The sequence below is a fragment of the Paenibacillus plantarum genome, from assembly GCF_013141695.1.
Classification (GTDB): Bacteria; Bacillota; Bacilli; order Paenibacillales; family NBRC-103111; genus Paenibacillus_E; species Paenibacillus_E plantarum.
Genome location: NZ_WHNY01000026.1, coordinates 258364 through 274383, shown reverse-complemented (window position 1 = coordinate 274383; position 16020 = coordinate 258364). Strand labels below are relative to the sequence as shown.

The window sequence follows — 16020 nt, the reverse complement described above, 5'->3', positions numbered from 1 at the left end:
GGGTAAGTGATATGGAGATAAGGCGCATGCTTTTTGCGATCCTTATGATTGTTTGCATGTTGTCCACTTTAACCGTAAATCCATGGGAAACTTCCACTGTTTATGCAGAAACGACAACTACTCCGGACAAAGCGGAATACCTGTTGGATGAAGATTTTTCTAACCTCGCCACGTCATACGAACCGAGTGAAGTCGTAGCCAGCGGATGGGATGTAAGACGAGCTGGAGGATCGATTTCATACAGTTTTAACAATTGGTTCAAAATCAGTGACACAAGTGATGTACTTCCCGTATCCATGAATAAAAAAATGCGATCTCAGAATGACGGAATCATGACCCTGGAATACCGTTTTAAGATGCCATCGGTCGTAAACGGCGTAAAGTGGCAGCTTCGAAGCGGAGGAACCGTAGGGGTCAGCCTTGGGGTGATGAATGGAAGTTTAGTTCTGGAAACTGGTGAAGCTAGTCACAATCTCCAGACCATCAACGCTAATGTCGAATACGGAGTCAAAGTAATCGTTGATCTGGATGCAAAAAAGGTTCAGGTTTATGTAAACGGTATCATAAAAGCATCGGAGAAGAGTTTTACGAACGATGTGGTAGTGATAGATAACTTTCTCGTTATTACGGGTGATGTAACAACGGGAGAACTCTTTTTTGCTCCGGTAAAGATTCACAAAGGGTATGCCATTAATGAGAAATTTATATCCACAGTACAAGGCCCTCTACCCGAGGATTGGAATTCACTGCCTAATGGTGGTGTGATTGCTGTGGAGAAAATGGATAATTCGAAGCCGCCGGATGTGTTTAGTCTGAAGATGAACGCGACAAATGCTGCTGGAGATATGAGCATGGAAAAATCCATTCCTTCTCAGGAAGGAAGCCTGATTTTTGAGTACAAAATATTTATTCCCGTTAAAGCGGACGGTTTCTCAGCAACGCTAAAAAATGAAAATTCGACAGTCTTCCAATGGCTTACAGCAGACGGGAAATTTGCTTATAAGAGCGCAAATGGTCAAAATGTGGCCTTCTACGACTACATTCCAAACCTCTGGTATCATGTAAAACTCAAATTAAATACCGTAACCGGCAAAGCGGATCTTTATCTCAACGGCAAATTAAAAGTGGAGCAAATTGACATCCCGTTTAGCGGTGTAAACCGTGTTAACTTTACAATCGGAGGACCAAATAGGGGAAGCATGTCGCTGGATGATATCCTCTTGTATCACGAGGAGGCAGAGCCTCTGGATTATGTGCCCGCACCTATTCCCGCTAACTCGGATGATGAGCTGGTAGGAGCTCAGGCTTGTTCTTTGTGGAGAGAAGGGCAGCACCTTGGATGGGATCGGATCAATCCATATCCAGAAAGGACGCCTTATCTTGGTTATTATGACGAAGGCAATCCGGAAGTTGCAGACTGGGAAATCAAATGGATGGCGGAGCATGGCATTGACTTCCAGATGTATTGTTGGTATAGACCGACAGGCTCAGAAGGAAAGCCGATAAAGGAGCCTCGCCTGGGTGCGGCGCTTCATGATGGTTATTTCAATGCCAAGTACAGCGACAAAGCCGATTTTATGATCATGTGGGAGGCTTCATCCTCCAAGGTTAGCGGAAGCCAGGATTTCAGAAACAATGTTGTACCGTATTGGATGGAATACTATTTCAAAGATCCTAGGTATGTAGTCATCGACAATAAGCCTGTCATAGGGATTTTTAGTTATTCCGGCTTGAAACGGAATTTTGGAGGAACTGCGGCGGGTGTTAAGGCAGAAGTGGAGTTTTTAAGACAGGCAGCTAGAGATGCCGGTTTCGATGATGTTACTATTCTGATTTCAAATTCAAGTTCGGACGCTTCCATGATACAAGAAATGAAGAATGACGCCGGACTTGATGCCATGTTTGCCTACTCTTGGGGAGCTTTTGCAGGGAAAGAAGAATTGCAAAAGATTAAGCTGGAGCAGCAACGAGATGCTGGTTCCATGGATGTGGTTCCCGTTGTCAGCATGGGAAGGGACGATCGTGCCTGGGATGGACCCGCCGGCTATTATGCTGCGCCTGAGGAGTTCCAGTCAACGGGTCAATGGGTGAAGAGCACTTTTGTGCCATCTTTGCCAGCAAACAGTGTAGGCCGGAAGATGGTTCTTCTGGATAACTGGAATGAATATGGTGAAGGCCACTTTATCATGCCAGCGGGATTAAACGGTTTCCACTATCTGAACGCGATTCGTAATGTGTTTACTGAGGGTGGAGAACATTCGGACACTGTTCCTACAGAGGCGCAAAAAGAAAGAATCCGAGGCTTATATCCCCAAGGGCGGATTGTTCCTCCAAAAACAGTGGAAGTCCCACCCATTACGGACATTAGTCCTATTACGTACAGCAAGTTGTGGGATTTCAACACAGATGGGGACAGTGAAGGTTGGACTGTAGCGAAGCAAGTCTATCAAGTAAGCACAGCAGGAGGACACTACTCAGGTACATCAACAGGGAGTGATCCAGGTATTCATTCACCGCCTGCCTTAGGGATTTCAGCAGAAGAAAACCCGTATATCCATATCCGCATGAAAAATAGTTCTAGCGATACAGCTGGACAGATTTATTTCATAACGGAAACGGATCAAACATGGAATGAAGCCAAATGATAGCGGTTACACGGATTATTATGTTCCCATGTGGAGCAATAAGAAGTGGACGGGAAATATCCAAGCAATCCGGTTCGATCCCCTTACAACTGCGGGTGATTTTAGCATTGACCAGATAGGATTGGTGAAGGTTCCCATTGCGGGAGTGAAAATGTACCTGAATGGACAACCGATAAAAACCGTAACTCCGCTGGAAATGATCGACGGCAACGTCATGCTGCCGCTTGCTGAAGTTCTGGCGAAAGACGGGATTATGACGGAACGAGATGATACCGGAGCTATCCTAGCGATAAAGAATGGCCATGTTATTCGGGTCGTGCCTGGACAGCTTACAGCTTATAAAGGAAATACAGCCGTAACCTTACAGCATGTTCCTGTGATGACGAGCTATGATCTGTTAGTGTCATCTGATGATTTAAACGAACTATTTGGTTACAACGTTGCTTGGGAAGCGCTAGAAGAGACCTTGTTTGTTTCTGGCCCATTCAAGATAGTTGGAGATAATGTTTTAACAGATCCAGGGATGGAAATGAATACGCTGCCATCGGGTGAAAGAATCGCTGCTGAGCTAAGCACCACGGAGTATCATTCCGGTCATCAGTCGGTAAAAGTAACCAAGGAGTATGCTTATGGAAAAATTCTTTTCCCCGTCGTAGAGAATGGTAAAGAATACTATTACTCGGCTTGGGGTAAGCTGGCTGCCGGCTCCACAGCGGGGGAGAAGCTGCGGATTTGTCTGCAGTACAAAGTGAATGGAGAGACCAAACAGGTGGTGATGGTAACAGGGCCTGCGATGGATGCCTCTACTTGGAAAAAGGCAGAAGGGTATTTCAAGCTAAATGAAACCGGCGCTATTACCAATTTGACCATGTATATTTATACGGATTTTCCAGCAGTGGCAGATAGCTTCTATCTGGACGACGTGGAGATTCTGCCGGTGACTTATGCCAATGATCCTATCCCTGCTAGAGTCTCGGGCATCAGTCTTAATAAAACGGCCATGGAGATGAATCCTGGGGCGATAGCGAGGCTGAGGGCTATAATTGAGCCTCAGAATGCTGTAGAAAGGAAAGTTATTTGGAGCTCGGACAATCCTGAGGTGGCTATAGTGGACGTGAATGGCGCTGTTTACGGGAAAAAGGAGGGAATCGCTCAGATCACGGTTGCAACAGTGGATGGCGGCAAAATGGCTGCTTCGTCTGTAACAGTCCGAGAAGGAGTTTACGAAACAGTCACCTTGACAGTGAAGCCTGATGGAAACGGTGATTATCTCTCTCCGAAATTGGCAAATGATAGCATACAGGATAGCAGCTCTGCCAAGCAGTATGTCATTCTGATTTATCCGGGTGTGTACACAGAGAAAAATTGGGTGGTAAAGCCGTTTACTACACTTCGAGGAACCGATAGGGAACAAGTTATCCTAAAGGGAGAGAATGCTGCATCAGCCACGAACAGTGAAATTACCAATCAATCGACCGTATGGTTGAAGGCAACAGCAAACCTGGAGAATCTCACCGTCACCGCCAAAAACATGAGATATCCGATTCACAGTGAAGACAATGGCAATAATAGGGATGCTATCCATATCGTAAAAAATTCCCATATTGAGCATTACGGCAATCTGGAAGCAGTAGAGTATCGACAGAGCTGGATGGCAGCGCATCCGGGGGTTACTCCACCCGCAGATCTAGACCCGGCCAAGGTATGGGGAGGGATCAGCGGGGTAGGCTCTCATGCTTGGGGGTATGGTTCAGCCAGCGGTGTAACGGAGATTGTGTATAGCAGCACGTTTGTTTCCAAAGCTGATGGCTGGTATGTGCATAATCGGGAGGATTTCACCAAACCCCAGGTCAATATCATCAACGACAGTAAAATTGTTTCCACGGAAACTTTGAAGCCTATTATCATACAATCGTTAGGAAGTGGAACCCAAGATGAGGTTATCTTCAACAATACGGAGATTATAGGAACCTACATGGTTCAGGACGATTCACCCTGGATTACACAAAAACCAGAGAATCAATATGCCAATCATGCGGATTATAAAGTTACTTTTAATAACAGCTCACCTATTGGCTATTCGGATGAGCATAGAGGAAGAGCACTAGCTTTGTTTAGTAAATCCACAGGCAGCAGTTCGAGTGTAAGGGTCAGCGGTGATGCAGTACCAGCTATTCTAGGTCAGTATGAAACCCGAGACGGAGGCGGTGGCCTGAGTGGTTATCTATACGGCTATTGGGATATATCCGGCATCAAAGTCGGTCTGAATGCCAACATTGAGGTTAATAATACGCTCGGAAGAAGGCTGGGGGACCTTACCATCCTTAATAAAACACTTCAAGTGACCTTTGAAGATGGAACAACTAAAACGATCATTTTTAATGAAAATTATACCAATCAAACCAATAGCTCTATATTGGCAAAAATAAATGGGATTCTAGGTGCTTCAGGCAGAGTGGCCGAGTATAACGTCACAGGTGCTGAATACTATCCACAGGTGTTAGATAAGCAGTTAACCTTACAGAATAATACCCAGGTTGGCATTCCTCGATTTGCTGCTGTGCGTTTTGATACCGATAATACCACGCTGCGGCTCATGAGCGCTGCTGATTCTCCTGGAAGCTTTGTTGGCATTACGTTGGAGCGAATAATACCAGGCAAGTCAGGAAGAGTATTGACGGAAGGGATTATGAAAAAAAGTCAATTGCATGGTTTTACAGGAAGCCTAATGAAGGGAACGCGAATTTCCATTGGAGCTCAACCTGGGAGTATGATTGAAAACGCCAGCGCACCAGCACTGCTGGTGGGAATCCAGACGGATTGGGCTTATTTTAAGGGGGATACGGAAGCTCCTGTAAGCAGTGCTTCCATAAGTACGGTTACTCCAATAGGCAGCAACGGAGGTATACTTACGGAAGTAACAGTAAGCATAGCCGTGTATGAGGAATTGGATTCCTAGTTTCACGTTAAAAAGCCAGAAACTTTAGCGTTTCTGGCTTTTTTCGTTGTATGGAACTTCAAAAAGAATGATTTTCAAGCCTGAATTGTCCAGGCGTAATGTTCTCGAATTTTTTAAATACTTTGAAAAAATGCCGTGGATTTTCGTAACCAACTTGCTCTGCAATCGTGTTGATCGGCCATTCAGGATTATCTTGCATAATTTGTTTTGCTTTGGTTAGTCGAAAGGTATGCAAGTAGTGAAGGAAGGTCAGTCCCATCTCTTTCCGGAACAACATACTGATGTAATTAGGGTGCATTTGCACATGATCGGCAACCGCATCGAGCGATAAATCCAGCTTGTAATTTTGTTCCACGAAAGCGACGATTTTATCAATTGTATGCATGTTCGGATGGTGGTGGTTGGAGGTGCGAATATGTTGAATGAGCTGCGCGATAATCTCCGAGATATGGATATCTGCATGTGACGTGTTGTTCGAAGAAAAAAGCTTAGATGCTGCATGTTCACCCCAGATGGCTTCTGGCGTCAGGCCAACACTTTGCAAGTAAACACTAATACAGATAAGAAACTGCTTGCGAAGCTTGTTAGTACTTACAGTATTGCTTGGAAAATGAGGAAGTATGGAATGTACATCCTTCTCGATCTGCTCTATTGAAAGCTGTTCGTCAATTGAACGTTCAATGTATTTTATAAGTTTGTCAAAGTTTTGGTGTATGTATTCCGACTCCGGTTTATAGATGGTTATGGTGCTCGAGGAGAAGTATCGATTGAATAACATCGCAGCCATAGCCTCAATATACAGATCACGTATACGCTCATTATCATTCTTCCGAATGCTAACCCCAATGCAAATTCCGATGTCTTGTTTTATCTCGGTACCGAACAACTCGCCACATGCAAGCTGTAAATCTTCATTTGTTGGGACATGCACACTATTCGTAATAATGATAATTTGCTGCAAGAAGCGAGATTGGAATGTGTACAATTTCTGGAAAATACATGCTGTACCTATACCTGAGAGGCATTCGGTTGTCAAAAGCGGAATATGATTGGTTGCTTGGATCACGATTATCGTCGTATAAGGATGGGGAAACAGGGATTGCAACTGTTCAGGTTTAAACGGCAAGTCATCAAACTGCGTATTGAATAGAATATGTTCTTTGAGCAGAAGTAGGTCATACTCGCTGATTTGCTTTTGTTCATCCTGAATGCTTCTCCCGATTTGATTTAGTACGTTGATGAGTTCTTCCTTGTTAATCGGTTTCAACAAATAGTCGATGACTTGGTGGCGAAGTGCTTGTCTGGCATAAGCAAAATCTCCATAACCAGTTAAGATAACGAACCGGCTGCAAAGGTTCAAAGATTGTATTTCCTTGATCAGAGTGAGTCCATCCATTTCAGGCATATGAATATCGGTAAGGATCAAATCAGGTTGAAAAGACGTTAGTTTATACATGGCATCAATGCCGTCAGCAGCACCGATGATCTCGATAAAAGGTGTATGCGCTTTCTCAATCATACGGATAATACCATTTAAGATGATAGGTTCATCATCGACTACCATCAGCTTCATGGTGTTGCCCCCTTAGCTAACTTGAGTATACATGTCGTCCCTTCATGAAACTTACTCTCCAGTTGAATACCGGAACGTTCGCCAAAAAACATTTTCACACGATCGTTTACATTCATAATCCCGAGACCTCCGCCACTTTTTTGCAAACGATGGACATCCATGGTGCCGTTTAACACGCCTTGGAGAAGTACAAGCCGTTCTTCCTCAATCCCAATACCCGTATCAACAACGCTAATGAACATGAACGCAGAATCTTCCCAAATCCGGATCGAAAGTGATCCTTGTTTTCTTACATTCGCAATCCCGTGAACAATACTATTTTCAATGATCGGCTGCAGCATATAGTGGGGACATTGGAAGTTATCGATAGCCGCGTCGATCTCAAACGTTACTTTCAGGCGGTCAGCCAATCTAATTTGCTGAATTTTAATATAGTCTTTGACATTGTCCACTTCTTCTCGCAGCGAAGTCTCATTTTTCGTTCCAGATAGACTGTAGCGGAATAGCTTGCCTAGCGTATAGGACATCTCAGCTACTTCGGGGTCATCGTTGGCTTCTGCGATCATGCGAATCGATTCGAGTGTATTGTATAGAAAATGAGGCTTGATTTGTGCCTGCATCATGAGATAGGCCGATTCCTTTCGCAGCATTTCTGAACGATGGACGGTATTAACCAACTCATCCATGCGCCTGATCATCGCATTATAAGAGGAAGTCAGATGTCCGACTTCGTCTTTATTAATTTCCCCGCGATAGATAGGGAAATGGTTTTCGTCAACTTGCCGCATATGCTTGGAAAGCTTCAGAATGCGCTTCGTTATCGAACTGGCGATCAGATAGTAGATGCCGGAAAGAAGTAGTAAAAGGAGAGCGACAATCAATACAAGAATATACTTGTTTTTTTTGATCCCAATAAAGACGGTGTCTACTTGCTCCATCATCACAAACTGCAGTTTCAAGCTGTCAGAATAAAAGGATTCAATCAGCATTTTATTTCCATTAAACGTGTGATACGCGTATTTGGCATTAAGTTGGAGGGCTTGGTTCAATAAGGCCATCTCTGAATCTTTGGATAAGGGAATTTTTTGAATATGAGAAATGACCTTATTATCTTGATCAAGTACATAAAAATTGCTTTTGCTGTTTAAATTAAGCGATTCCAATAAAGGTTTTATGAAATTAGAAGTGACCTTGATATCGAGAAGTCCGATATCTTGCTCAAAATTCCGATTTCCAATTTTATGAAAATAATGAAGATTGATGTCTGGATTAGAGCCATTCGTAAACGTTATCCATTTACCTATACCTAGCGGAAGCTTCTTAATGCTCTCATCCAACTTGAACTCGTCCATCCTTGCCATTTCGGGTCGGAAAATCATACCGTTTTGCTGCTCCATGTAGATGGTCATTCCATCGATCATTTGATTAGATGACAAAATATAAGAAAACAAGGGTCTGATATAGGTTAAAAAATTGGAAACTTGCTCAAAATCGCTCCGGTAGTTCCCACTTAAATAGGCAATCGTGTTCGAATTATTTTGGAATAACTGATAGGCAGATTCGATCTGTACCGTACTTAAATTGACGTTATTAAGAACTTGATTCACAATTTTTTGTCTGCCTTGCGCATATTCTTCGAGAAAGCTATTATAGTTCTGATTATAAAGAAACAGGCCGAATGAAATAATCGGAATAAAGATGATAAAGATGTAGCCTATTGCCATTTTTTTCACAATCGACAAATTCTGATAACTGAAAGCTGGCTTCAGTTTCACGGAGCACACCACCTTATAAACGGACAGTACCTGCTTAAAAATGATCACTATAATTATGAGCTGTACTCCGTTATCATTGGGTTTGTAAGCGCTTAATACAAAGCGAATCGCCATTGCATCGAGGAGGAGTACCATGAGTATAGCACTTAAAATGGTAAAGAAAAACTGGCAACTCTATCTGATTATTCTGCCGTCACTTGTTTATTTGATCATTTTTAAATACATACCGATGGTTGGCGTACAAATCGCGTTTAAGAACTTTATGGTCACGAAAGGAATATGGGGAAGTGATTGGATCGGATTCAAGCATTTCGTGGACTTTTTCCATCTGCCCATTTTTTGGAGGGTGATCAAAAATACAGCGCTGCTCAGCCTTTACTCTCTCCTTGTCGGCTTTCCGGCACCAATTATACTTGCTTTGGCGTTGAATGAACTGAAAAATGGCATTTTTAAAAGAACCGTACAACTAGTCACTTTCGCGCCTTACTTCATTTCTACGGTTATCATGGTTTCGATCATTATGCTGTTCCTTTCTCCACAGCTTGGCTTCGTTCATCTCTTAGCGGATAAGTTTGGATTTCCAGCGGAAAATATCATGTCCAAGCCGGCCTATTTCAAAACTGTTTATGTCCTTTCCGACGTCTGGCAGTTTACAGGCTATGCCTCGGTCATTTACATTGCCGCTCTGGCAGGGGTAGACCCGCATTTGTATGAGGCGGCGAAAGTTGACGGTGCATCACGGTTTCAAAGGATGGTAAATATCGACTTGCCGAGCCTCATGCCGACGGCGGTTATCTTACTTATTCTGAATGCTGGTCAAATCATGAACGTTGGATTCGAAAAGGTGTACCTGATGCAAAATGCGATTAATGTTGGAGCGTCCGAGGTCATATCTACGTATGTTTACAAAATGGGCTTGGTCGGGGCGAACTTCAGTTTCTCTGCAGCTGTCGGACTTTTTAATTCGGTTGTCAATTTATTACTGCTCATTGTGGTCAACTATGTGGCAAGGAAAAATTCGGAGACAAGCTTGTGGTAGGAGGTAAATGAGATGGTGAATTCCGAGCAAACCGTGCTGCTCAAAGCGAGTAAGGCACCTACACGCATTCTTGAAAATAGTGTCGACAGAATGTATTTGTTCTTTGTTTATGTGTTTCTGATTATTTGTTTAATCATTGTGGCCTACCCGCTCATTTATATCGTTAGTTCATCATTCAGCTCCTCGTCAGCTGTGATCTCAGGCAAGGTGTGGTTGTTCCCTGTTGAGCCAACCCTTCGAGGGTACAAGGCCGTATTTCAGAATCCGCAAATCCTGACGGGCTACGGGAATTCTTTGTTCTATCTATTCTTCGGGACACTGATTAGCGTAACGTTGACGATAACAGCGGCTTACCCGCTTTCGCGTAAAAATTTTTATGGACGCAACGTCATCACCGCACTGTTTATTTTTACAATGCTGTTCAACGGAGGATTAATTCCCTATTATTTAACAGTTAAAGGAATGGGGCTGCTCGACACGAGATGGGCAATGATTATTCCAGGTGCCATTTCCGTATGGCAGGTCATTCTTGCAAGGACGTTTTTTCAAACCTCAATTCCTTCGGAATTAACGGAGGCAGCACATTTAGATGGATGCAGCGATTTTAAGTTTCTACTCCGCATTGTCATCCCGTTGTCCAAACCGATCATTGCCGTTCTCGTTCTTATGTATGCCATAGGCTATTGGAACTCTTATTTTGAAGCGTTGATTTTCTTGAAATCGGCTAAATTGTATCCGTTGCAGCTTATTTTGCGAAATATTCTGATCTTGAACTCCATTGATCCAACGATGATTAAGGATGTCAAAGAACTTGCGGATCGGCAAGGGTTAAAAGAACTTCTTAAATATTCACTGATCGTCGTGGCGAGCGCTCCTGTTCTCATGTTATATCCGTTTGTACAAAGGCATTTTGTGAAAGGGCTTTTGATTGGTTCGCTGAAAGGTTGAAACCAGGAACACATTGAGGGGAGGGATGCTGGGAAGAGTGTTAAGGTTGTGTCCACATGGAAATGGAATAGCTATGAAAAACTAGGAGGGTTTACGCATGGTAAATAAAGGAACCAGAAAAACTTGGTTATCGGCGGTCCTGATTTTATTTATAACATTGCCTGTAGTGGGTTGCACGTCCAATGATGATCCACAAGGTAGCGCTAGTCCAACAGGTGCTGCAAGCTCCGATGGCGGAAAAGGCGTTAATGCAACTGGCTTTCCGATTGCCACAAATAAAATTACAATGAGTGCCTTCGCGCCGCAATCTGCGAATATTGCCGATTTGAATACGAATTGGTTCACCAAATATTTGGAAGGTAAGACGAATATTCATTTGAACTGGCAGCTAGTGCCTGGAGAAACAGCGGCATTGAATGAGAAAAAGCAGTTACTGCTAGCAAGTGGAGACTATCCCGATATTTTCATGCAAGGTAATTTAACGAAAGAGGAGCAGCTGTTGTACGGTCAACAAGGCGTCCTTCTCCCGTTAAACAAGTTGATTGATCAATACGCGCCGAATATTAAGAAAGCGTTCACAGATATTCCGTACTTACAGAAGGCAATTACAGCGCCGGACGGCAACATTTATGCGATACCTTCCGTGAATGAGTGCTACCACTGTCAGTTTTCTGCCAAAATGTGGGTGAATACGAAATGGTTGCAAAAACTGGGCCTTAGCACACCGAAGACGACAGACGATTTCTATAACATGTTAAAAGCGTTTAAAGAAAAGGATCCAAATGGGAATGGCAAAGCAGACGAAATTGCGTTCACAGGCTCTCCAACGGGTTGGCATACGGATATTGAGACATTCGTCATGAATGCATTCGTGTATTTCAATGCGGACAACAATTATTTCATGATGAACGGCGGCAAACTGGCAACCTCGGTCGACCAACCAGGCTTCAAAAAAGGTCTGCAATTCTTAAACAAACTGTATGCGGAAGGTTTGATTGATAAGGAAGCCTTTACTCAGAAATCGGATGCGCTTTCCCAAAAAGGGAATAGTCCTGGTGTTGCGATAGCTGGTGCGATTCCTGCAGGTTGGTTCGGCGAATTCACAGATGCTTCTCCAACGGCAACACGCCACAAAGACTATGATCCGATTGCGCCACTTACGGGTCCAGATGGAGCGTCGTTCACGGGTCACTACATTGGCATTGGAAACTCAGTGTTTGCCGTGACGAATAAAAATAAAAATCCAGAAGCCGCCATTCGTCTAGCCGATTATCTCTACTCGGATGAGGGCACGACATTGTCCAACTTCGGGGAAGAAGGCCGCAACTGGGTGAAAGCGGATCCGAATGATAAGAACACACGCGGAACCGCTGCTAAGTTCAAGGTGAAAGAAACGACCTATGGTGTAGGTCAGGTGCAGAACGACCATTGGAATCAAATGGGACCTGGACTTCGTTCTTCTGAATATCGAGAAACTGCCTATGCAGCAAGCCAAGAAATCTATACGATGGATGGTTTGGAAACCCGTCTGTACAAGGCTACCAAAGAATTGTATGAGGGACACCAACCGAAAGAAGAGTTCCCGACGGATATTTTCTTAACGAACGATCAGGCTAATCAAGTGAAGCAATTGAAGCCGATTATTACGGATTACGTTAAACAGTCTATGCTGCAGTTCATCATGGGAGCCAAAAGCATTGACAAAGATTGGGATGCTTATGTGAAAGGTCTTAAAGATTCCGGCATGGATCAATTCATCAAAATCTATCAGGATGCTTACGATAAAGTGTATAAAAAGTGATGGCAGGTAACGATTCGAGAAAATGGAGGGAAAACATGAACAAGCGTTGGGAGCGAACAGATTGGTTCCGGGAAGCAAGGTTCGGTATGTTTATTCACTGGGGATTGTATGCAATCCCCGCTAGGGGGGAGTGGGTCCGAAGTGTCGAGAAACTGAGTAATGAGGCGTACGAACCGTACTTCCAAGAGTTTCGACCGGACCGCTATGACCCGCGGGCTTGGGCCAGGGCAGCGAAAGCGGCGGGGCAGCAATATGCTGTCCTTACGACGAAGCATCATGATGGCTTCTGCTTATTTGACAGCGAGTTTACGGACTACAACGCGACGAACACACCTGCGCAGCGAGATTTGATCAAGGAATATGTAGAAGCCTTTCGCGATGAAGGATTGAAGGTCGGCTTTTATTATTCACTGATTGATTGGCATCACGATGATTATCCGTCCTATGGGGATCGCATTCATCCGATGAGAGACAATGAAGCCTATGCAAACCGATCCATCCAATTCGAGCGTTATGTGGATTATTTGCATGCACAAGTGAAAGAGTTACTTACAAATTATGGTAAAATAGATATCATGTGGTTCGATTTCTCCTACGATGATATGACAGGTGAAAAGTGGAGGGCAACGGAGCTGGTTAACCTGATTCGCTCGCTGCAACCAGACATTATTATTGACAATCGGCTTGGTGGAGATATTAAAAAGTCAGAACCGGAAGTGTATGCCGGCGACTTTTATTCTCCTGAGCAAATCGTTCCTCCCGGCGGGATTGTTGACGAAAACGGAGTAAATGTACCATGGGAGGCCTGTATAACACTCAACGACAATTGGGGCTATCATGCGAAGGATTATGCCTACAAATCACCGAAACAGGTCGTTCGAGCTTTAGTCGAATGTGTCGGTAAGAACGGTAATATGCTTCTAAATGTCGGACCCGATGCAAGAGGAGAAATTCCGGTGGAGTCCACTCGAATTTTGACCTCGGTTGGCGAATGGATGCGACGTAATGGCGAAAGTATTTATGGCTGCGGAGCTTCCTCGCTACCGAAGCCTGAATGGGGACGCTATACACAGAACGGGAATATGGTATATGCCCACGTATTTGATCGAGGCATCGGACCGATTTATTTCCAGGGGCTTAAGGGGAAAATCAAGAAGGCGAGGCTCCTCGCAGACGGCTCAGAACTGAAGGTTTCTACACCATGGATGGCAGAACATTATTCGGATACTGAAAGTGGGGCATTCATTCATTTGACCGGCGCTGAACTACCAGACGATATGGATACGGTGATCGCGCTGGAAATCGAATAAGTAATAGAGGTGAATATGCGTTGAAAATCGGTCTTAGCACATATAGCTTACTGAGTGCATTAAAAACAGGGGAAATGACAGTCCTAGACGTCATTCAGTGGATTTCAGATCATGGCGGCGAACATATGGAAATCGTCCCCTACGGTTTTACACTGATTGATCAGCCCGAACTAGCAGCCGCAGTCCGCGAGAAGGCTAAGGAAGTTGGCATCGAACTATCCAATTATTCGATGCCGGCTAACTTCGTCCAGGACACAGAAGAGGCTTTCGAAGCTGAGATACTACGAGTCAAGCATCATGTTGATTTGGTGAATAGGCTAGGTATGACACATATGCGACATGATGTGACTGCCTTTACTTTACCGCCTGATAAGATGACGATTCAATGGTTCGAAGCGAATTTACACGCGATGGTAAGAGGGAGTCGTCTTATTGCCGATTATGCGGCGCAGTATGGGATCACCACGACCATTGAAAACCACGGCTTCAGCGTACAGGCAAGTGATCGTGTTCAGCGCGTTCTAACGGAGGTTAATCGCCCTAACTTTAAGACGACACTGGATATCGGCAATTTCATGTGTGTCGATGAGCAGCCGCTGATCGGTGTGCGTAAAAATTTGCCGTATGCTTCACTGATACATGTGAAGGATTTTTACTTCAGACCGTACGATGAGCATCCCGGCGAAGGCGCTTGGTTTACAACCGCGAATGGCAACTATCTAAGAGGCGCGATCGTCGGTCAAGGAGATATCGACATGCGTCGAATCATGAAGCTCATTAAGAATTCGGGATACAACGGTTATCTTACCATTGAATTTGAAGGCATGGAGGAGTGCAAATCAGCTTCGAAGATCGCGATGGACAATGCAAGGCGGTTGTGGCATGAGGCGTAGGGAGGTACGAAGCTACGGATGACGAAGGCAGCATTGCTTGTGGAAGAATGGCGTGGACAATTAGTGGAATGCGAATTCTGGGGACATGTGGTTGGGATCGACCTGCAAGGTAACATCCGATATCAGGTAGGCGATCCCCATCATGTCACGTATTTACGCTCGGCGGCAAAGCCTTTCCAGGCGATTCCCTTTTTTCGCAGACAGCTTCATTTGAAATATGATCTAACCTTGGAGGAACAGGCTATTCTGACAGCTTCGCATCGAGGACAGTCGTTTCATGTGAATACGTTAGAAAAGTTGCTTGTTAAGCTTGGTTTACATGAAGGGCTATTGGTTTGCGGGGCATCCTTTCCCTTGCATACGGCAAGCCATTATCGAGTGCTTCATGATGGTCATCTGGAAAGGAAGCTCTATCATAACTGTTCAGGGAAGCACATTGGCATGCTTGCCGTATGTCAGGCAGAAGAATACGCGCTTCATGGATATGAAAAGGATGATCACCCGCTGCAGCAGAAGCTGCGAGCGATCATAGGCGATATGGCGGGCCTCCAGGGGGATCGCATACAGCTTGGTATAGATGGCTGCGGACTTCCAGTCTATGCGATGCCCTTGTATCATGCGGCGCAAGCGTTTCTGAAGCTCGCACATCCCGAGCTGATTGAGGATACGGCCACTTCCGCTGCTGTGCGCGACTTGACCGCAGCCATGAATGGCTGTCCGGATTGGGTATCCGGAACAGGGCTCATCTGTCCAGCGTTGTTGAATGATGCTAATATTGTTGCGAAAGGCGGAGCCAAAGGCATCTACTGTTTTGCTCTGAAACGAGAGAGATTGGCTTTTGCTTTAAAGGTTGCAGATGGAAGTGAAGAAAAGTGGGCGTATGTCGTGGCCAATATTCTTACTCAAATCGGATATCAGGATGAGACTACAATTGCGCGTCTCCGTCAGTTGTGTCCAGATGAAATTCGCAATAGCTTAGGGGCTGTAGTTGGTCAGTATCGAATCGGATTTCAACTGGAATAAAAGGGATAGAAATTAAAAAGTGTGCAGGACCTGCTGATAAGCAATATCAGCAGG

The 16020-nt window shown here is 44.5% G+C and carries 10 protein-coding genes; 8 read left to right on the top strand and 2 right to left on the bottom strand.

Annotated features, from left to right (window positions below; all coding sequences use genetic code 11):
• Positions 1-11: 11 nt before the first annotated feature.
• Positions 12-2645, top strand: a complete 2634-nt coding sequence (locus GC096_RS08000; protein ID WP_171629705.1) for a glycoside hydrolase family 99-like domain-containing protein — start codon at positions 12-14, stop codon at positions 2643-2645.
• A complete protein-coding gene (locus GC096_RS07995) occupies positions 2632-5604 on the top strand; it encodes a stalk domain-containing protein (RefSeq protein ID WP_171629704.1) in 2973 nt (990 codons plus the stop codon). The genes GC096_RS08000 and GC096_RS07995 overlap by 14 nt, the downstream gene beginning before the upstream one ends.
• Before the next feature lie 58 nt (positions 5605-5662).
• Here the strand turns inward: GC096_RS07995 and GC096_RS07990 are convergent, their stop codons facing one another.
• Positions 5663-7177 carry a response regulator gene (locus GC096_RS07990; RefSeq protein ID WP_171629703.1) on the bottom strand — a complete coding sequence of 505 codons (1515 nt, stop codon included), beginning with the start codon at positions 7175-7177 and terminating at the stop codon, positions 5663-5665.
• Entirely contained in the window at positions 7174-8952 is a 1779-nt protein-coding gene (locus GC096_RS07985) for a sensor histidine kinase (RefSeq protein ID WP_171629702.1), read from the bottom strand. Before GC096_RS07985 ends, GC096_RS07990 begins: the two co-directional genes overlap by 4 nt.
• Positions 8953-9085: 133 nt before the next feature.
• On the opposite strand from GC096_RS07985, the gene GC096_RS07980 reads away from it, so the two are divergent.
• The 6 genes from GC096_RS07980 to GC096_RS07955 all read left to right on the top strand — a co-directional run bounded on the left by GC096_RS07980 (position 9086) and on the right by GC096_RS07955 (position 15966).
• Complete coding sequence (locus tag GC096_RS07980; protein WP_171629701.1) at positions 9086-9991, top strand: ABC transporter permease; 906 nt, start codon at positions 9086-9088, stop codon at positions 9989-9991.
• A gap of 12 nt (positions 9992-10003) precedes the next feature.
• Entirely contained in the window at positions 10004-10939 is a 936-nt protein-coding gene (locus GC096_RS07975) for a carbohydrate ABC transporter permease (RefSeq protein ID WP_171629700.1), read from the top strand.
• A gap of 97 nt (positions 10940-11036) precedes the next feature.
• Complete coding sequence (locus GC096_RS07970) at positions 11037-12740, top strand: ABC transporter substrate-binding protein (protein ID WP_171629699.1); 1704 nt, start codon at positions 11037-11039, stop codon at positions 12738-12740.
• Between the two features lie 35 nt (positions 12741-12775).
• Positions 12776-14050, top strand: a complete 1275-nt coding sequence (locus GC096_RS07965) for an alpha-L-fucosidase (RefSeq protein WP_171629698.1) — start codon at positions 12776-12778, stop codon at positions 14048-14050.
• A gap of 20 nt (positions 14051-14070) precedes the next feature.
• Positions 14071-14943 (top strand): sugar phosphate isomerase/epimerase family protein, encoded by an 873-nt coding sequence (locus GC096_RS07960; RefSeq protein ID WP_171629697.1) that lies wholly within the window; start codon positions 14071-14073, stop codon positions 14941-14943.
• Between the two features lie 18 nt (positions 14944-14961).
• Complete coding sequence (locus GC096_RS07955) at positions 14962-15966, top strand: asparaginase (protein ID WP_171629696.1); 1005 nt, start codon at positions 14962-14964, stop codon at positions 15964-15966.
• Positions 15967-16020: the final 54 nt, after the last annotated feature.